Raw genomic sequence first — 17,294 nt, 5'->3', positions numbered from 1 at the left:
CGATTTTACAATGTCTGAAACAGCTTCACATTCCTCTACCCAGCCGGGCAGCCGACGGGACCGGATCACGGAAATTCTTCAGCGTGAACTCTCACCAAGCAAGCTTGAAATCCATGATGACAGTGCACGGCACGCCCATCATGCCGGTGCAAAAGCGCTTGGCGGTGGCGGAGAGACGCATTTCAATGTTGCCATCACGAGCGCCCGTTTTGATGGTCTGAACCGGGTGGCGCGTCATCGTTTGGTGAATGGCCTTCTGGCCGGGGAGTTCAGTTCCGGGCTCCATGCCCTGTCACTGGTCCTGCACGGAGAGAAAACACCATGAAACCTGCCCTTCTGACTCTTCTGCTGCTCTCTGGTTGTGCAACGAGCGGTTATGGCAATCTGCCTCAGTCAGAACAAAGCGATGTCCGCCGCATCGAGGCTTATCTGAACGGCATCCGGGGGCTACAGGCCGCTTTCGTGCAGCGCGGACCCGACGCCGGGCAGAGCGAAGGACGGTTTTCGTATATTCCAGGACATCTGAGGTTGGATTACATCGTGCCACATCCGATGGAACTGGTGGCCGGAGAGGGACATCTCGTGCTTGCTGATCAGGGAACAGGCGCTGTGACGCATCTGTCTCTGAAGCACAATCCGCTCGGGCTGCTGCTGAAATACCCGATCCGGTTTGATGGCGACGTTCAGGTGACGGATGTCCGCCACGGAAACGGATCGCTTCAGGTTTCCGTGGCGCAGGCGGATAATCCGTCCCAGGGACTGCTGACGATCCAGTTTTCGGACGTGAACGGGCAACTCAGCCTGATCGGATTACAGGGCGTGGATGCCCGGCAGCATCATTTTGGTGTCCTGCTCTCCGATGTGCGGCAGGGGGTGATGATCGTCCCCTCCGTTTTCACGCCGCCCGCGGGATAGAGCCAAAACGTCCTGGCCATGACGCGGCAAGGGCGTCATCGAGATCCTTCATCGTCAGACTGCTGTCGAATCGCTGGAGGCTGGTGACGCCGAATTCGCGGATGCCGCAGGGAACGATGCCGTCAAAGTCGTTCAGGTCCGGACTGACATTGATCGAAACGCCATGCCAGCTCACCCAGCGGCTGACACGGATGCCCAGTGCGCCGATCTTGGCCTCCAGACCGGTCAGAGGATCAACCGTCCACACACCGATCCGTCCTTCCCGTGTGAAGGCCTCAATCCCCAGCCGGGCAAGAGAGTCGATCACCCAGCCCTCCAGTCCTGCCACAAAGGCGCGCAAATCGCGGGGAGGGACGGTACCATTCTGTCGTGTCAGATCCAGCATCACATAACCAAGACGCTGTCCCGGACCGTGATAGGTCCACTGGCCTCCACGCCCGGCCGCATAGGTCGGATATCCATGCGGGTTGTAAAGATCGGCGTCTTTTGCCGATGTGCCGGCCGTAAAAACCGGCGGATGCTCGACCAGCCACACAAGAGGCGCTGATGTTCCCTGATGGATTTCCTTTGCACGCGCTTCCATGAAAGCCAGCGCTTCGGGATAGGAAGTCAGTCCCGGCGTGGATTTCCACAAAATTTCTTCACAAATCTCATTTCGGGTCATTGCCCTCGTTTCTGGCATCGGCTATAGCCCCTCCCACACCAGACGGTCATGCACCACGCAGGACCGTTTGTCACGGGGCGGCCGTGGCGGAATGGTAGACGCGCAAGCTTGAGGTGCTTGTGGGGGCAACCCCGTGGAAGTTCGAGTCTTCTCGGCCGCACCACTGACATTCTGATGTCGGTGTATCCCAGTAAAAATTCACATATCATGAAAATAAACCCCTCAGGGGAATGAAGCGTTTCTCTTTAGCTCTCTGGTTTGTGCCATCTTGTTGCCAGACTACTGAGACAGGGTTATTCATTCTGCGTCCCTGAGAGCGTCTGGACTTGTGGTTCGGCGGTCGGGCGTCATTTCGGCTGATGTGTGAGGTTTTGTGATCAAGCCACTGAAAAAAGCTGTCCTTCCTGTTGCCGGTCTTGGGACGCGGTTTCTGCCCGCAACCAAGGCCATGCCGAAGGAAATGCTTCCTGTCGTCGACAAGCCGCTGATCCAGTACGCGATCGATGAAGCCCGCGAAGCCGGGATCGAAGAATTCTGTCTGGTGACCGGGCGCGGCAAAGACAGCCTGATCGATTACTTCGATATTGCCTATGAGCTTGAAGCAACCCTCAGGGAACGCGGCAAGAAGAGCGCGCTTGAGGCGCTGGCTCCCAGTGGTGTGCAGGCCGGTTCGCTCGTCGCCGTGCGTCAGCAGGAACCGCTGGGCCTGGGTCATGCCATCTGGTGTGCGCGCTCGTTCATCGGGGATGATCCGTTCGCTATTCTGCTGCCGGATGACATCGTCAAGGGACGCAGCTGTATTGGTCAGCTGGTCGAGGCATACAACAAGACCGGCGGCAATGTCGTAGCCGTAACGGAAGTTCCGCCCGAACATACCAACCGTTATGGTATTCTCGATGTCGGCAGCGATGATGGCAAGCTGGTCGAGGTCAAGGGACTGGTCGAGAAGCCAGATCCGGAAGATGCACCGTCCAACCTGTCCATCATTGGTCGCTATGTGCTGACGGCGGATGTCATGAAGTATCTGGCGAAGCTGGAGCGCGGTGCTGGCAATGAAGTCCAGCTGACTGACGCCATGGCCAAGACAATCGGTGAAGTACCGTTTCATGGTCTGCGTTATGAAGGCACGCGCTATGACTGTGGTGACAAGGCAGGCTTCCTGGAAGCTCAGATCGCGTTCTCGATCGACCGCGAGGATCTGGGTGCTTCGGTGAAGTCCTTCCTCAAGAAGTACAAGCAGTATGTCGACGCCGCTTAATGCCATTTCGGCATGATTTCGATCCGACGGGCCTGCGGAAATACGTTATCCGCGGGATCGTCGGAAAGACAATGAAGAATACTAAAGCAGGATTGGTCCCGGTCAGCTGGCAGGTCTTCCAGTGACCGGGCCGTTCCAGTCCTTCCTTGAACCTGGCCAGCTTGTTGAACATCCCGATCATCCCGAATGGGGCTGGGGGCAGGTGCAGTCTGCCGTGGGAGAACGGGTTACCGTCAATTTTCAGCACCAGGGCAAGGTTCTGATTGACGCGTCGCTCATCGCGCTCAGGCTGCTGCCGCGTTAAGATGCCAGAGTTTCTTACTCGCGGCGCACGTCTTGTTCTGAATACGCTTCTGCCGCCGACCTGTGCGGCCTGTGGTACGGAAGTCATGACAGAAGGGGCGTTCTGCGGGACGTGTTTTCAGACAGCTCAGCGAATTATCGATCCATGCTGTCACCGATGTGGTGTTCCGCTGGAAAACGAGGGACTGGGAGGGGCGCAGAACTGCTGCGCGGCCTGTCAGGCCCATCCCCCATTGTGGCGATCTGCGAGAGCAGCTTTTGTCTATGATGCATGGTCACGCCGCCTGATCCTGCCACTGAAATATTCCGATCATACCGAAAATGCCGTAGTGCTGGCCCGTCAGATGGCTGCTTCGGGCGAAGAGCTGCTGAAAAACGCCACGGTCATCGTGCCCGTCCCCCTGTATCGTACCCGTCTGTGGAAGCGTCGTTACAATCAGGCTGCATTGATGGCGCAGACCATTTCCCGGCTTGCGGGTCTGCCCTGTGTGGTGGATGCTCTTCAGCGTGTCCGTCCCACAAAGGCTCTGGCCCGACTGTCTGCCAGCGAACGTGAGCAGGAGATGGAGCAGGCGGTCCAGGTGCGGAAAGGCCGTGAGGCACGGATACAGGGGCAGGCCGTTCTGCTGGTCGATGATGTGCTGACGACAGGCTCTACTGCGACGGCCTGCACGGCGGCCCTGATGAAGGCTGGTGCAGCGAGCGTGGATATTTTGGTTGCAGCGCGGACCGGGAGAGTGGATGAACAGAACCCGCGCTTTGTCCAGGAATGAGGATCCTATGCCGAAAATCGAGATTTTTACCCAGCCTGGATGTCCGTATTGTGTGCATGCCGTGAGCCTGCTCCGCTCCAAGGGCGTGGCGTTTCAGGAAATCAATGCACCGCATGGATCTGCCGAGCGAGGGGAAGCCATCCGTCGCTCCGGCAGCCGGACCGTGCCGCAGACCTTTGTGGACGGTAAGGGCTTAGGGGGCTGCGATGACCTTATGGCGCTTGATCGTGCGGGGCGCCTTGACGCCCTGCTGGGCAAGGTCTGAATGCGGGGAGCAGGTTTTTTCGCAGCTGTCCTGCTGGCTGTGTCATCACTTTTCTCTGTCTCGGCACAGGCGCAGACATCTACGCCAGCAGGCGCGGCTCCTTCGGATATTCCTGAAGAAGGTCTGTGGCTGTCCGAGGAGCATGACGGTCTGTTTTCCATTGAGCCCTGTGGTCACATGCTCTGCGGGCAGCTGATCGGTATGGCCTATGACGGGGCGGTTCCAAAGGACGTCTGGGGGCGATCACAGTGCGGGATCCGCATGCTGACAGACTTTGTCCCAATTGAGGACCGCAAGTGGCAGGGTCATATTCTTGATCCGCGGACCGGACGAGTCTATCAGGCGCGCATCTGGGTATCCGAGCCCAATGTTCTGAAACTGCGCGGATTCGTTCTGGGAATGCCTCTTCTGGGTGAAACCCAGACCTGGAGCCGCTATACTGGCCCGCCCGTTGGGCCACAATGCAAACTGCCGAAGGACGCTCACTGAGTCCGTCGCCGGGTGACAAGCCGGCGTCAGGGTCGGGAATGCGCCTTTATCCTGGCAGCGGCGTTTTAACTCCGCCACACCGAAAGGAATGCAGACCCATCATGTCCCACCCTGTTTCCCGTCGCAGCTTTGCGGTCGGGCTGGTTGCAGGCGTTGCTGCCGCCGGTACCGGCGTTGCCGGCGCCGCTGACCCTGAAAAGACCGTCCCGACGCCTCCGCCTCCGCCGAAGCCTGTGTCCAAGACGATCTGCTTTGTTGGCGGATATACGAAACATGGACCGCCAGGTGGTGGGACCGGAAACGGGCAGGGTATTTCCGTCTTCGATATGGACCGTGATACGGGCGTTCTGACACCGATCACGACATTCACGGATATCGCCAGCCCGTCTTTCCTTGCGATTTCGAAAGATCAGCGCTTTCTGTATGCGCTGAGCGAGATTGACGATTTCAACAAGGATGGTGACGGGTCTGTCACGGCGTTTGCAATCGATCCCAAGACCGGTTCGCTGCGCAAACTGAACGTTGTCAGCTCGAAAGGTGCCGTTCCGGCCCATCTGAGCATTCACCATTCGGGTCGCTACGTGCTGGTTGCCAACTATGTCGGTGGCTGCGTTGCCGTTCTGCCAATCCGTTCCGACGGATCGCTGGGTGAGGCATCGGACGTCGTTCACAATACGGGTCCGCGTCAGCCGGAGCGGGCGTCTGACAATCCGCAGGGCAATTTTGCGGTGTCCGATCACTCGGGTTCCCATCCGCATATGATCCACTCAGATCCGAGCGGCAAGTTCGTGCTGGCGGATGATGCAGGGCTGGACCGGGTCTATGTCTGGACGCTGAACATCGACACCGGCAAACTGATCCCGGCCAAGACGCCGTACTACGACATGGAACCGGGTTCGGCACCACGCCACTTCCAGTTCAATCATTCCGGCCGCATCCTGTACAATCTGTGTGAGCAGGATTCGAAGGTTGTCGTTTCCAATTTCGATCCGGCAACGGGCGCGATCAGCGACATTCAGACCGTCAGCACTGTGACGTCGCATTTCCGGGGCTCGACGCTGGCAGCAGAAATCCTGATCTCGGCCAGTGGCAAGTTCGTCTATGTCTCCAACCGTCTGGGTGATTCGCTGGCCGTGTTCGCCATCGGCGCCGACGGGACGCTGACCCTTCAGGACGAGGTTTGGATGCATGCGGATTACGGCCGCGCGCTGATGTTCGATCCGTCAGGCGCGTTCCTGTTCTGCGCCAACCAGCGCTCGGATGCGGTCACGTCTTTCAAGGTGGACAAGAAGACGGGCGAAATTGCGTTTACGAATAATTTCACCCCCGTTGGCAGCCCGACGACCTTTGCGTTCATGAATACGCAGGTCTGATCGACTGTTTTTCAAACAAGGGCGGTTGCGGCGAATTATTGCGCTGCAACCGCCCTTTTTTGTTCAGTCCTTGCGGAAAATCGCGATGTAATTGATGCCGGTATCGCGGCTTTCGCGCCATTCGAACGGGATGTAGCTCATCCCGGCGATATCCAGCATGCGCAGGCCTGCACGACGGGCCATGGCAGCCAGTTCGTCGGGCTTGATGAACTTCTTCCAGTCATGCGTGCCCACGGGCAGCATCCGCAGCAGGTATTCCGCACCAAGCTTGGCGACGGCAAAGGAGCGCGGGGTCCGGTTCAGGGTGGATACGGCGACCATGCCGCCCGGTTTCGTCAGCGTGGCCAGCATGATCAGGAAGTCCTGCGGATCGTTGACGTGCTCGATGACCTCTAGGGCGTTGACGACATCAAACTGCGCACCCTCCGCCACAAGGTCTTCAGCGCTGCCATTGCGGTAGGACAGGGAAGCCGCCTCTGATGGGAGGGGATGCTCGGCCAGATGAGTTTCCGCTGCAAGGATGCCCGCAGCGCTAGCGTCGATTCCAATCGTGTCGAAGCCAAGCTTGGCGTAAGCCTCGCTGGCCAAACCGGCGCCGCAGCCGATATCGAGCAGGGTCAGGGGATGCTCGGATGTTTTGCGCAGTGGAGCCACATGGCGGCTGACCCACTCGGTGCGCAGGGGATTCATGGCATGCAGCGGGGCCATAGGGCCACGGGGATTCCACCAGTCTTTGGCCAGAGCGCTGAAATGGGCAATTTCGGATTCAGAGACGGATGAGCGTCTGGAATTCTGTCCCGGAGAGGTGTCTGTAGGCATCGGAACTGTCCTTCTGTGTGCCTGTCTGCCCTGCGTCATCTGGACGTGACGGAGCGAGACGAGTATGTGGACCGGCAGAGTCTGTTCAGGTGCCGGGCGGGTTGCATGTCGTTGCCCTATCCGATGCCAGACCCGAGCGCGCAACGCCAGACACGTACTGGAGCCCAATCCGCGATGTCCATGCCCGATACTCCCGTCCGCGACCAGCTTGCCGGTCGTGCCGATCCCCATGCCGCCGCCCGTGGCGAAAAAGGGAAACGGAAGACGGTTGTCATGAAATTCGGCGGTACGTCCGTCGGGAATATCGAGCGTATCCGGAATGTTGCGAAACGCGTGAAAGCCGAACATGACCGTGGCCGTCGTGTAGCTGTCGTAGTTTCCGCGATGGCGGGCGTGACAAACCGGATGGTCGGCTACTGCGCCGAGCTGGATCCGCTGGCCGATCCGAAGGAATACGATGCTGTTGTCGCGGCCGGTGAGCAGGTGACGAGCGGACTTGTATCCATCGCGCTTCAGGCGCTTGGCGTGAAGGCTCGGTCGTTCCAGGGCTGGCAGATCCCGCTTGTGACGGACGATGCACATGGCAAGGCCGCCATCGAGAGCGTGGACGGCACGGCGCTGCTGGCCTGTCTGGATGATGACGTGGTGCCCGTTGTGGCCGGCTTCCAGGGCGTTGGCCCCGATGGCCGCATTGCGACGCTGGGACGCGGCGGATCGGATACGTCCGCTGTCGCCGTCGCGGCTGCCATCAATGCCGATCAGTGTGATATCTATACCGATGTGGACGGGATCTATACGACCGATCCGCGCATCGTGAAACGCGCCAAGAAGCTGGATCGCATCACTTACGAAGAGATGCTTGAACTGGCTTCCGTAGGCGCCAAGGTACTTCAGACCCGTAGCGTCGGTCTCGCCATGCGCGAGGGCGTCCGGGTGCGGGTGCTGTCTTCGTTCGCCGAGACGGATGACGACAGCGGTTCGATTGTGGTTGATGAGGACGAGATCATGGAGAAGGAACTGGTTGCGGGGATTGCCAACTCGCATGACGAAGCGAAAATCTCCGTGCGGAACATTCCGGACCGTCCGGGCATTGCTGCCGCGATTTTCGATCCGCTGGCAGCCGCGAACATCAATGTTGACATGATCGTCCAGAGCGTCGGCGTGGACAACATGACGAACATGACCTTTACAGTCAGCAAGGCCGATGAGGCTGGTGCCCGCGCTGTGCTGGAGAAGGCCCGCGAGTATGTTCAGTACGGTGAGCTGATCACATCCCACAATGTGGTGAAGATCAGTGTCGTGGGCATTGGCATGCGCTCGAATGCCGGTCTGGCCGCGCGGATGTTCCGCACGCTGGCGGATCGTGGCATCAACGTGCAGGTCATCTCCACGAGCGAGATCAAGATCTCCGTGCTGATCGATTCCGAATATACCGAACTGGCCATGCGTGCTCTGCACACGGCTTATGGCCTTGATGCCAAAGAAGGAGCCGACGCGTGAGCGAAACCCTGAACGCCCGCGCGACGCTGGACCGGCTGTGGAAGCCGGGCTGTGACTTCCTCGGGAGCGAAGTCGCGATCCTCGGCGGTGCCATGTCCTGGGTCAGCGAGCGGCATCTGGTTTCCGCGATTTCCAATGCCGGCGGATTCGGCGTCATCGCCTGCGGTGCGATGTCGCCCGAGCGTCTGGAAGAGGAAATTGTTGCCACGCAGGCAATGACGAAGCGCCCGTTCGGTGTGAACCTCATCACCATGCATCCCGAGCTGGACCGGCTCGTGGATGTCTGTCTGGCGCATAATGTCTCGCATATCGTGCTGGCGGGCGGCGTTCCGAACAGTGCCACGATCCGCAAGGTGCGCGATGGCGGGGCGCGGGCGATCGGTTTTGCGCCGGCGCTGGCTCTGGGCAAGCGTCTGGTGCGGATGGGGATCGAGGCCCTGATCATTGAAGGCTCGGAAGCGGGCGGCCATGTCGGCCCGGTTTCCCTGACGGTTCTTGCGCAGGAAATCCTGCCCCACATCCGTGATGTACCGGTGTTTGTTGCGGGTGGTCTGGGTCGTGGTGACGCGATCCTGTCCTATCTGGAACAGGGGGCGGCCGGTGCGCAGCTTGGAACGCTGTTTGCTGCCTCCGAAGAGAGCATCGCGCATGAAAACTTCAAGAAGGCCTTCCTGCGCGCCAATGCCCGCGATGCCGTGACGACCGTGCAGCTCGACGAGCTGTTCCCGGTCATTCCGGTGCGGGGTCTTTCGAACGAAGGCGGCCGCCGTTATGCGCGGCTTCAGGGAGAGGCGCTCCAGAAGTTTCAGAGCGGCGAGCTGACGAAGGAAGAAGCCCAGCTTTCGATCGAACATTACTGGGCCGGTGCCCTGCGTCGCGCTGTCATCGAGGGTGACGTGGAAACAGGTTCGGTTATGGCCGGGCAGTCCGTGGGCATGGTCAAGGAAGTCCGTCCGGTCGCAGAAATCATTGCAACGCTGGTTGAGCAGGCTGTGGATGCCATCAAACAGCGCGAAACCCGTATCCACGCTCCAGGCTAACGGATTTCGGTCATGTCTCCTCCATCCTCAAATCGCCCGTTTTCGCAGCCTTCCGACCAGCCAAGTGTCGGAATGGTGCTGCGTGAGCGCCGCGAGGAACTGGGCTGGAGGCTTGAAGATGTGGCGGAATGGCTGCGGATCCGGCCGAAGCTTCTGGCCGCACTTGAAGCCGATGATCTGGCGCGGCTTCCGGGCGTGGCTTACGCAGTAGGCTTTCTGCGGACCTATGCGCATGCCATGCAGCTCGATGCCGATGCGCTGGTCGAGCGTTTCCGCCGCGATACGCGCGGTGCGGTTACCCGCAAGCCGGATCTGGTGTTTCCGCAGCCGGAAGGCGACCGGGGGCTGCCGATCGGTGTTCTGGTCGGGGCAGGGCTCGTGGTAGTGGTGGCAGCCTATGTAGGCTGGTACCGCTTTACGGACCACGATACGCCGGCACAGCGACAGGTGCCAGCCGTAGCGGAACTGATGCCGGGTGCGGCAACACCGGCCACAACATCACCGCAGGTTGCCTCCGTCATGCCGGGGCGTGCGCCGACACCAGAGCCTCATGCTCCCGCAGTCGTGACACCAGCTCCGGCTGCCCCTACAGTCGTGCCGGTTCCAGCACCAACATCGCCTGCGCCGGAAACGATCCAGACGTCGCCATCCGCCCCGGTTCCGAATCAGGCTCCGGCGTCTCCGCCTCCTGCATCCGGGACAGATGACAACGCGGAAGCGCCTCCAGCGGATACGGCGCCGCCTGCGCAGAACACGCCAAATGGCGAGCCTGCAACGGATCTGCCGCCTGCGGTTCCGGAGGGAGCTGTCGTAGTCAGGACGCTGTCCCCCGTCTGGACGCAGATCCGGGACCGGGATGGCCACGTCCTGATGTCGCGTGTGATGCAGCCAGGTGAGAGCTGGCAGGGCGATCCTGCTGGCGCACCGTTCAAAATGTCGTTCGGCAATGCTGGCGGTGTTGTCCTTACCACGGCCGGAGCGACCAGTGCGCCGCTCGGCCGGGAAGGGCAGGTCCGCCGTAATGTCGAGGTGACGGCGGACGCCATCCGGTCTGGTATGTTCGGATCGGGGGTCGCTCTGCCGGTTCAGCCCAGCGCGCCGGCTCCCGCACCGGCTGGCCCTGCACCACAGGCCGGACCGCCGGCCCCTGTGACTGTGAAACCGCCTCCGGCTCCGCGGAAAATATCGCAGCCGTCACATGATGTTTCGGCTGATGACCTGAATGCCCGGCAGCTTGAACATCAGCCGCTGGAACAATCGTCGCCATCGCATTAAACCCTTATATCAGTCAGGGGGGCTCAATGCCCCTGAATACAGCCCACTGGGTCAGAGCTCCCGGTCCTTTCCGGGCACGAAGAGGTAAATCATGAGCAGCTACCGTCCCTATCAGCACATCGAGCGTCGCAAGTCGCGCCAGATCCATGTCGGCAAGGTTGCGGTCGGTGGTGATGCCCCGATCTCCGTGCAGACCATGACCAACACCCTGACCTCCGACGCGCAGGCCACAATCGAACAGATCCGTCTGGCCGAGCTGGCTGGTGTGGACATCGTGCGCGTCTCCTGCCCGGATGAAGCCAGCACGGCTGCGCTGGCCGAAATCGTGCATGAAGTGAACGTTCCCATCGTCGCGGACATCCACTTCCACTACAAGCGCGCCATCGAAGCCGCCAAGGCCGGTGCGGCCTGCCTGCGAATCAATCCGGGCAATATCGGCAGTGCCGAGCGTGTGCGTGAAGTCGTCAACGCCGCCAAGGATTATGGCTGTTCCATCCGGATCGGCGTAAATGCCGGTTCGCTCGAGAAGCATCTGCTCGAAAAATATGGTGAGCCTAACCCGGAAGCTCTGGTCGAGAGCGCTCTGGAACACGCGAAGATCCTTGAAGATCACGACTTCCATGAGTTCAAGATCAGCGTGAAGGCCTCTGACGTGTTCATGGCCGTCGCAGCCTATCAGCAGCTTGCGGATTGCTGTGACCACCCGCTGCATATCGGCATCACCGAAGCCGGCTCCAAGCGTGCCGGCACAGTGAAGTCCTCCATCGGCCTGGGCAACCTGCTCTGGGCTGGCGTGGGCGACACGATGCGTGTTTCGCTTTCCGCCGCTCCGGAAGAGGAAGTGCTGGTTGGCTGGGATATCCTGAAGTCCCTCGGTCTGCGTCATCGCGGCGTGAAGATCATTTCCTGCCCGTCCTGTGCGCGTCAGGGCTTCAACGTCGTCGAGACGGTGCAGACGCTGGAAGACCGTCTGCAGCACATCAAGACGCCGCTGACGCTGTCCATCATCGGCTGCGTGGTGAACGGACCGGGTGAGGCCCTGATGACCGATATCGGCGTGACCGGCGGTGGCAATGGCCGTCACATGGTCTATGCCGCAGGCCGTCAGGATCACACGATGCCGGCTGGCGACATGATCGAGCATATCGTCGAACTGGTGGAAAAGAAGGTTTCGGATATCGAAGCCGGCAAGGTCGAGGCTTCCACGGCCAAGCAGATGGACCCGGCAGCCAGCTGATGTCAGGACTTCAGCCCCCACGCGGTACCCATGACCTCATTGGCGAGACCATGCGCCGTCACCACCATGTTGTGGAGACGGCCCGCAGGGTGCTGCGGACCTATGGTTTCGAGGAATGGAGCACACCCATCTTCGAGGACACGCGCGTCTTTTCGCGCACGCTCGGCGAGACATCCGATGTCGTGTCCAAGGAGATGTACACGTTCGAGGATCGCGGCGGTGAGAGCATCACCCTGCGCCCCGAAGGCACGGCAGCGATCTGCCGGGCACTGGTCACGAATGGTCTGACGCAGTCCCTGCCGCAGAAGGTGTTCTATCACGGACCGATGTTCCGTTATGAGCGCCCGCAGAAGGGGCGTTACCGGCAGTTCCACCAGATCGGCGCGGAACTGATCGGCGCGGAAAGCCCGCTTCGGGACGCCGAGACAATTGCCATGGCGCAGGACATCCTGCGTGAACTGGGTCTGGGCGATCACGTCACGCTGGAACTCAACACGCTTGGCGATCTCGCCAGCCGTCAGGCCTGGCGGGAGGCTCTGGTGGCGTATTTCCGCGACCACGCGGATGCACTGTCGGAAGAAAGCCGCGTCCGGCTTGAAGCCAATCCGCTGCGAATTCTGGACAGCAAGTCCGAGCAGGACCGCAAGATGCTCGACAATGCTCCGGCATTCGCGGATTATTTGAACGACGACTCCCGGCAGTTCTGGGACGGATTGCGTTCCAGCCTTCAGGCGTTCGGCGTCGATTTCGTTGAAAACCCACGCATTGTCCGTGGCCTCGATTACTACAGCCACACGGCGTTCGAATTCGTGACCTCGAAGCTTGGCGCTCAGGGCACGGTGCTGGCCGGTGGCCGGTATGAAGGGCTTGTGGAGCAGATGGGTGGTCCGGCTATTCCGGCGATTGGCTGGGCTGGCGGGATCGAGCGTCTGGCGATGCTGCTGGATAGCGTGCCCGAACTTCCGGCTGGTATTGCGCTGGTACCGATGGGAGATGAAGCCGTCCTCAAGGCTGCGTCCATTGCCCGTGCTCTGCGCTCTGCTGGTCTGCGGGCCGAGATCGAGACCCGTGGCAACATGAAGAAGCGGATGGAGCGTGTGGTGAAGTCCGGCGCATCCCATGCGATTGTTCTGGGCGATGAGGAAATCGCCAAGAATGTTGTGCAGCTTCGGGACCTGTCCAGCCGTGAGCAGCAGGAAGTGCCGGTTGCGGATCTGGTGCGGGTCCTGAGCGCAGGACGCGCCTGAACAGATGGCTTTTGACGACAGGCTTGAGCGGATTGTCGCGCGTTCGGAGGAAGTCCAGGCCCTGATGTCTTCCGGCGAGCTGACGGGTGAGAATTTCACCCGTCTGTCGCAGGAATATGCCGAGCTGGAGCCGGTGGTCGCATCCATTCAGGCCTGGAAAAGTGCTGAGGAACAGAAAGCCGGGGCGCAGGCCCTGCTTGATGATCCGGAAATGCGTGAGCTGGCCCAGATGGAGCTTGCGGAGATCGAAGCGACATTACCCGATCTTCAGCATGCCCTGCGTCTGGCGCTTCTGCCGAAGGATGCGGCGGATGAACGCAGTGCCATCCTTGAAATCCGGCCGGCGGCGGGTGGCGACGAAGCGGGACTGTTCGCAGCGGAACTGTTTGATGCTTACCGCCGCTTTTCCGAACAGAATGGCTGGCGTTTTGAAGTCATGGAATATGCCGAGAACGAGGTAGCCGGCCTCAAGGAAGGCATGGCGACCATTTCCGGCCGGTCTGTTTTTGCGCGGCTGAAATACGAATCCGGTGTGCACCGGGTGCAGCGTGTTCCGGCCACGGAAAGTCAGGGGCGGATCCACACCTCGACCGTGACCGTGGCCGTACTGCCCGAAGCCGAGGAAGTCGATGTGACGGTCAATGACGATGATTTGCGGATCGACGTCTACCGCGCTTCGGGGGCGGGCGGCCAGCACGTCAACAAAACGGAGAGTGCGGTCCGCATCACGCATATGCCCAGTGGCATTGTCGTGGCGATGCAGGAAGAGAAAAGCCAGCACAAGAACAAGGCCAAGGCCATGAAGATCCTGCGTGCCCGGCTCTATGAGCGGGAGCGTGCGCAGCTTCATGCCACCCGGGCAGCAGACCGGAAATCACAGGTCGGGACGGGTGACCGTTCAGAGCGTATCCGAACGTATAATTTCCCGCAGGGACGCGTGACGGACCATCGGATCAATCTGACGCTCTACAAGATCGACCGGATCATGGGGGGCGAGTTCGACGAGATCATTGATGCGCTGACCCGCGAAGAGCAGACGGAACTGCTCGCCGCCGAAGGGTTTTGAGCCTCAGGTATTCGGTGTCGCGCAGACGGCGGCACGGCCATGCCGGTGCGTGGCAACAGCCGCGTCATCGTAATCGACCAGAAAGAAATCGGTGAAGTTGTTGGTGCCCACGGCGTCGAGCGAATGCCCTTCGGGATGGTGGAGCTGGCCTTCGCTGCTGACCTGATGGGTTTCCTGATGGCCGTTATGGACGATGGTGATTTCGCCACACAGGGCATAATCGACATCGAAGCGGCCGACTGGAAGCGGGATCGTCTGCGTCTCGTGGGCCTTGGACAGGCCCAGCCTGAAGGTCGCAACCAGATTGCCGTCCAGATAGAGGCGTGAGACTTCCGAAATTTCTTCGGGCGCGCGCTCGTCCGTCACGGTAAAGGACGGGGGCAGCTCCGTGGACAGTTCCGACTGGGCGTGAACAGGATTGAGCGTGCAGCCAAGCAGCAGGGCGGAATAGAGGAAGGCGCGTTTGGACTTCATGACACCAACTATAACAGGTTCGCTTCGATGATGATGGCCAAAGATGATCTTTTGCGCGAGGCCTCACAGGCGCTGGAACAGGCCGGGATCGAGGATGCGCGCCGTGAAGCCCGGCTCCTGCTGTGCTGGGCGACAGGGCGGGATCTGGGCGGTCTGCTGTCTCTGGATGGTGTAGAGCCTGCGCAGAAATCGCGATTCGCAGAGGCTCTGAAGCGGCGTTTGAACCGGGAGCCCTTGGCATTCATTACCGGAGAGACGGGTTTCTGGACGCTGGATCTGGAGACGGGACGTGACACGCTGATCCCCCGTGCCGACAGTGAAGCCCTGATCGAAGCCCTGCTGGATGTCTGTCCGGATCGCAACGCGCCGCTCTCCATTCTCGATCTTGGAACCGGAACAGGCTGCCTGCTGCTGGCGGCCCTGTCCGAATATCCGCAGGCGAGGGGTGTCGGCGTGGATCTGTCTCCGCAGGCAGCGGCATTGGCACGACGCAATTCCGTTCGCACCGGGCTGGAGAAACGCAGTGTCTTTCTGGCTGGAAGCTGGGCGGATGCGCTGAACGCCCGCTTTGATGTCGTTCTGTCCAATCCGCCTTACATCGAGACCGGAGATCTGGCCGGACTGATGCCGGAAGTCGTGCAGTATGAGCCAGCCCGGGCTCTGGATGGTGGAGCGGACGGGCTGGAAGCCTACCGTATCCTGTGCAGGGCACTGCCAGATCTTCTGGTGCTAGGTGGTCACGCGATCCTGGAAATGGGCATTGGCCAGATCGATGCGGTGTCCACGCTTGGGACGGAAAATGGCTTGCGGGAAGTTGCTCGCAGGGCAGATCTGGGCGGAGTGGACAGGGCCCTGGTCCTGCAATCGGACGGGTAAGGGCGGATCGTGGCGAAAAACCGTTGGCTTGACTGACGGAACTTGGTATTGCTAAAGCCAATGCATGCGATTTGAGGGTGTTTTATCAGCACTGTCAGGCGTATCTTTGCCCATCGTTCATGTCATCATGCACTGACGATGGAAGACTGGCTGAGCCGGGTTCAGCCATAGCGGAACAGACAGACGTCTTTTTCGACAGCGGCGGTCGGAACTTTCTGCGCTTGCAGAACGGTCCACGTCATCATGAAAGTGCATCACGGGTCGATGAATATGAAGCGCATAAGAGGCCGGCATCATCGTGCGGGCAGTGGGCCATCACGCAGCAGCAATGCCCAGACACCTCTGAACCGCAACCATGTGTTTGACAGTAACGGACCCGATCTGCGGGTCCGCGGTACGGCGCAGCAGCTGTTCGAGAAGTATCTCCAGCTCGGCCGCGACGCGACCGGAACTGGCGACCGCATTCTTGCAGAAGCGTATTTCCAGCATGCGGAGCATTACTTCCGCATTCTCAACGCCATGAACCAGGCTGCCGAGAAGAGCCAGCAGGAACGTAACGAACGCCAGCAGCAGCGTCAGCGCGCCTATGAAGACCGCAGGGAGCCACGTGGCGAGCGGAACGAGGACGATCAGCCTTCACAGGACCAGGACGCGGAACACGGCTCCGAACGGTCTTCGGATGAAGATCAGGATCGTCGGACGGCTGAAGCCGAAGCGGACTGAAGCGAAAGCTCTGAAACAAAGAAAACTGGCTCTGCAAGGAGCCGGTTTTTTTTATGTCTCAGACACGCCCCACGAAGCGGTCGGGCAGGCGCCAGAGTTCGGTTCCACTCAGATGTAGATCAAGGCGATAGCGGTCATGCAGGCGCGACTGGGCGCTGTCTTCCACCTGCTGACGCCACTGAGTTAAGCGTTCATCGCGGCTGTCGAGTGTACTGTCGCTTCGGGGAAGTCCGGCCATGGCACGCAGCATGTTTTCCCAGTCTGTGTTCTCAAGGCGCTGGTGACGCCCGACCTCGTCCGAGACCCAGGGCTGCCTGCGTGTGCGTTCCAGTCGTGCCAACCCTGAGGACAGGTCGGCATAGCGCAGGTGGAACAGGAAGAGCGGAGCCGCAAGACTGGGCACGGCTTCTTCGCAGCTGTGAAAGCCCGGTGCCCATGTAATGGGAATACGGGTCAGAACCGGTTTGCACATTGCGCTGGAAAAGCGGAGATGCCGACGTTGGAGGGAGAAGGGGCGACTGTAATCGAACGGCGCTTCTTCGTCCGGAACATGAATAACGTCAAAGCCCGTAGCGGTGATGACCGGATTTCGGTTCAGAAGTGCGAATTCTGTCAGGGAAGAGACAAGCGCCGGATCGGCAAGAAGGATTTCGTCTATATCCGTGTAGATAACGCTGTCATACCATTCGAGCAGACTGTCGCAGAACTTGCCGATGGCGCGGGTCCGGCGTTCGTCATCCTGCGGGGAGCGCGGAATGCGGACGACATTGACCTGCCCAAGATGTGCGGTTGAGTCGTCGTCAGAACCGTGATCGATGACATAACAGGCGGTTTCTCCAACCTGTGCGCCATAGTGACGGCGCCACACCTGCAGGTGTTCCGGCTCGTTGTAAACCATCGTCATGACGGCGAGGGGCTTCTTGATCATGCACGGCAGGATACAGGAAACTGCCCGGCAAAACAGGACGCTGCCGCTGTCTATTTTCTGTTTCTGGGA

The 17,294-nt window shown here is 60.2% G+C and carries 20 protein-coding genes and 1 tRNA gene; 17 read left to right on the top strand and 4 right to left on the bottom strand.

Annotated features, from left to right (window positions below; translation table 11 throughout):
* Positions 1–10 precede the first annotated feature (10 nt).
* Both GRO01_RS06415 and GRO01_RS06410 read left to right on the top strand, forming a co-directional pair.
* Positions 11–325, top strand: coding sequence for a BolA family protein (locus tag GRO01_RS06415; protein ID WP_062510221.1), 315 nt, complete (start codon positions 11–13; stop codon positions 323–325).
* Positions 322–915 (top strand): LolA family protein, encoded by a 594-nt coding sequence (locus tag GRO01_RS06410; protein ID WP_062510223.1) that lies wholly within the window; start codon positions 322–324, stop codon positions 913–915. Before GRO01_RS06415 ends, GRO01_RS06410 begins: the two co-directional genes overlap by 4 nt.
* Here GRO01_RS06410 and lipB read toward each other — a convergent pair.
* Entirely contained in the window at positions 896–1,579 is a 684-nt protein-coding gene (lipB, locus tag GRO01_RS06405) for a lipoyl(octanoyl) transferase LipB (protein ID WP_062510226.1), read from the bottom strand. The genes GRO01_RS06410 and lipB overlap by 20 nt on opposite strands.
* Positions 1,580–1,656: 77 nt before the next feature.
* On the opposite strand from lipB, the gene GRO01_RS06400 reads away from it, so the two are divergent.
* From GRO01_RS06400 to GRO01_RS06370, 7 genes are all read left to right on the top strand, one after another.
* Positions 1,657–1,742, top strand: a tRNA-Leu gene (locus tag GRO01_RS06400).
* 210 nt (positions 1,743–1,952) lie between these two features.
* The gene (galU, locus tag GRO01_RS06395; RefSeq protein ID WP_062510228.1) at positions 1,953–2,837 is read left to right on the top strand and encodes a UTP--glucose-1-phosphate uridylyltransferase GalU; all 885 of its coding nucleotides are present in this window, start codon (positions 1,953–1,955) and stop codon (positions 2,835–2,837) included.
* 121 nt (positions 2,838–2,958) lie between these two features.
* A complete protein-coding gene (locus GRO01_RS06390; protein WP_062510230.1) occupies positions 2,959–3,141 on the top strand; it encodes a DUF3553 domain-containing protein in 183 nt (60 codons plus the stop codon).
* A 1-nt stretch (position 3,142) separates the two neighbouring features.
* Positions 3,143–3,913 (top strand): ComF family protein, encoded by a 771-nt coding sequence (locus GRO01_RS06385; RefSeq protein ID WP_231490361.1) that lies wholly within the window; start codon positions 3,143–3,145, stop codon positions 3,911–3,913.
* 7 nt (positions 3,914–3,920) lie between these two features.
* Complete coding sequence (grxC, locus tag GRO01_RS06380) at positions 3,921–4,178, top strand: glutaredoxin 3 (RefSeq protein WP_062510233.1); 258 nt, start codon at positions 3,921–3,923, stop codon at positions 4,176–4,178.
* Between the two features lie 39 nt (positions 4,179–4,217).
* The gene (locus GRO01_RS06375) at positions 4,218–4,667 is read left to right on the top strand and encodes a DUF2147 domain-containing protein (protein WP_231490364.1); all 450 of its coding nucleotides are present in this window, start codon (positions 4,218–4,220) and stop codon (positions 4,665–4,667) included.
* Positions 4,668–4,768: 101 nt separating this feature from the next.
* The gene (locus GRO01_RS06370) at positions 4,769–6,040 is read left to right on the top strand and encodes a lactonase family protein (protein ID WP_062510236.1); all 1,272 of its coding nucleotides are present in this window, start codon (positions 4,769–4,771) and stop codon (positions 6,038–6,040) included.
* Positions 6,041–6,103: 63 nt separating this feature from the next.
* On the opposite strand, the gene ubiG is transcribed toward GRO01_RS06370, so the two are convergent.
* On the bottom strand, positions 6,104–6,859 hold the full coding sequence (ubiG, locus tag GRO01_RS06365; protein WP_062510239.1) for a bifunctional 2-polyprenyl-6-hydroxyphenol methylase/3-demethylubiquinol 3-O-methyltransferase UbiG: 756 nt from the start codon (positions 6,857–6,859) through the stop codon (positions 6,104–6,106).
* A gap of 174 nt (positions 6,860–7,033) precedes the next feature.
* On the opposite strand from ubiG, the gene GRO01_RS06360 reads away from it, so the two are divergent.
* The 6 genes from GRO01_RS06360 to prfA all read left to right on the top strand — a co-directional run bounded on the left by GRO01_RS06360 (position 7,034) and on the right by prfA (position 14,224).
* The gene (locus GRO01_RS06360; RefSeq protein ID WP_062510242.1) at positions 7,034–8,359 is read left to right on the top strand and encodes an aspartate kinase; all 1,326 of its coding nucleotides are present in this window, start codon (positions 7,034–7,036) and stop codon (positions 8,357–8,359) included.
* Positions 8,356–9,399: an NAD(P)H-dependent flavin oxidoreductase gene (locus GRO01_RS06355; protein ID WP_062510244.1), complete on the top strand. Its 1,044-nt coding sequence runs from the start codon at positions 8,356–8,358 to the stop codon at positions 9,397–9,399. The genes GRO01_RS06360 and GRO01_RS06355 overlap by 4 nt, the downstream gene beginning before the upstream one ends.
* 12 nt (positions 9,400–9,411) lie before the next feature.
* Positions 9,412–10,674, top strand: a complete 1,263-nt coding sequence (locus GRO01_RS06350) for a helix-turn-helix domain-containing protein (RefSeq protein ID WP_062510246.1) — start codon at positions 9,412–9,414, stop codon at positions 10,672–10,674.
* Positions 10,675–10,765: 91 nt separating this feature from the next.
* Positions 10,766–11,911: a flavodoxin-dependent (E)-4-hydroxy-3-methylbut-2-enyl-diphosphate synthase gene (gene ispG / locus GRO01_RS06345; RefSeq protein WP_062510248.1), complete on the top strand. Its 1,146-nt coding sequence runs from the start codon at positions 10,766–10,768 to the stop codon at positions 11,909–11,911.
* A complete protein-coding gene (hisS, locus tag GRO01_RS06340; protein ID WP_062510250.1) occupies positions 11,911–13,158 on the top strand; it encodes a histidine--tRNA ligase in 1,248 nt (415 codons plus the stop codon). The genes ispG and hisS overlap by 1 nt, the downstream gene beginning before the upstream one ends.
* A 4-nt stretch (positions 13,159–13,162) precedes the next feature.
* Entirely contained in the window at positions 13,163–14,224 is a 1,062-nt protein-coding gene (gene prfA, locus GRO01_RS06335; protein WP_062510253.1) for a peptide chain release factor 1, read from the top strand.
* Positions 14,225–14,227: 3 nt separating this feature from the next.
* On the opposite strand, the gene GRO01_RS06330 is transcribed toward prfA, so the two are convergent.
* Positions 14,228–14,698, bottom strand: coding sequence for a hypothetical protein (locus GRO01_RS06330; RefSeq protein ID WP_011251633.1), 471 nt, complete (start codon positions 14,696–14,698; stop codon positions 14,228–14,230).
* A gap of 30 nt (positions 14,699–14,728) precedes the next feature.
* Here GRO01_RS06330 and prmC point away from each other — a divergent pair, with 30 nt between their 5' ends.
* The gene (prmC, locus tag GRO01_RS06325) at positions 14,729–15,574 is read left to right on the top strand and encodes a peptide chain release factor N(5)-glutamine methyltransferase (RefSeq protein WP_062510578.1); all 846 of its coding nucleotides are present in this window, start codon (positions 14,729–14,731) and stop codon (positions 15,572–15,574) included.
* Between the two features lie 264 nt (positions 15,575–15,838).
* Positions 15,839–16,297 carry a DUF4167 domain-containing protein gene (locus tag GRO01_RS06320; protein WP_062510581.1) on the top strand — a complete coding sequence of 153 codons (459 nt, stop codon included), beginning with the start codon at positions 15,839–15,841 and terminating at the stop codon, positions 16,295–16,297.
* Positions 16,298–16,355: 58 nt separating this feature from the next.
* Here GRO01_RS06320 and GRO01_RS06315 read toward each other — a convergent pair whose 3' ends face one another.
* The gene (locus GRO01_RS06315; protein WP_141306888.1) at positions 16,356–17,225 is read right to left on the bottom strand and encodes a glycosyltransferase family 2 protein; all 870 of its coding nucleotides are present in this window, start codon (positions 17,223–17,225) and stop codon (positions 16,356–16,358) included.
* Positions 17,226–17,294 lie beyond the last annotated feature (69 nt).

The organism is Gluconobacter roseus NBRC 3990 (assembly GCF_006538885.1).
Classification (GTDB): domain Bacteria; phylum Pseudomonadota; class Alphaproteobacteria; order Acetobacterales; family Acetobacteraceae; genus Gluconobacter; species Gluconobacter roseus.
The sequence above is the reverse complement of the archived record's forward strand: the minus strand, read 5'-3'. Positions and strand labels throughout refer to the sequence as shown.

Bases quoted from the DNA above. Each gene is read 5' to 3' on its own strand.
- GRO01_RS06385 (WP_231490361.1), top strand. From the start codon at position 3,143: ATGCCAGAGTTTCTTACTCGCGGCGCACGTCTTGTTCTGAATACGCTT.
- GRO01_RS06315 (WP_141306888.1), bottom strand. From the start codon at position 17,225: ATGATCAAGAAGCCCCTCGCCGTCATGACGATGGTTTACAACGAGCCG.
- GRO01_RS06370 (WP_062510236.1), top strand. From the start codon at position 4,769: ATGTCCCACCCTGTTTCCCGTCGCAGCTTTGCGGTCGGGCTGGTTGCA.
- hisS (WP_062510250.1), top strand. From the start codon at position 11,911: ATGTCAGGACTTCAGCCCCCACGCGGTACCCATGACCTCATTGGCGAG.
- ispG (WP_062510248.1), top strand. From the start codon at position 10,766: ATGAGCAGCTACCGTCCCTATCAGCACATCGAGCGTCGCAAGTCGCGC.
- ubiG (WP_062510239.1), bottom strand. From the start codon at position 6,859: ATGCCTACAGACACCTCTCCGGGACAGAATTCCAGACGCTCATCCGTC.
- GRO01_RS06410 (WP_062510223.1), top strand. From the start codon at position 322: ATGAAACCTGCCCTTCTGACTCTTCTGCTGCTCTCTGGTTGTGCAACG.
- GRO01_RS06350 (WP_062510246.1), top strand. From the start codon at position 9,412: ATGTCTCCTCCATCCTCAAATCGCCCGTTTTCGCAGCCTTCCGACCAG.
- prfA (WP_062510253.1), top strand. From the start codon at position 13,163: ATGGCTTTTGACGACAGGCTTGAGCGGATTGTCGCGCGTTCGGAGGAA.
- GRO01_RS06330 (WP_011251633.1), bottom strand. From the start codon at position 14,698: ATGAAGTCCAAACGCGCCTTCCTCTATTCCGCCCTGCTGCTTGGCTGC.
- prmC (WP_062510578.1), top strand. From the start codon at position 14,729: ATGATGGCCAAAGATGATCTTTTGCGCGAGGCCTCACAGGCGCTGGAA.
- GRO01_RS06320 (WP_062510581.1), top strand. From the start codon at position 15,839: ATGAATATGAAGCGCATAAGAGGCCGGCATCATCGTGCGGGCAGTGGG.
- GRO01_RS06415 (WP_062510221.1), top strand. From the start codon at position 11: ATGTCTGAAACAGCTTCACATTCCTCTACCCAGCCGGGCAGCCGACGG.
- GRO01_RS06360 (WP_062510242.1), top strand. From the start codon at position 7,034: ATGTCCATGCCCGATACTCCCGTCCGCGACCAGCTTGCCGGTCGTGCC.
- lipB (WP_062510226.1), bottom strand. From the start codon at position 1,579: ATGACCCGAAATGAGATTTGTGAAGAAATTTTGTGGAAATCCACGCCG.
- grxC (WP_062510233.1), top strand. From the start codon at position 3,921: ATGCCGAAAATCGAGATTTTTACCCAGCCTGGATGTCCGTATTGTGTG.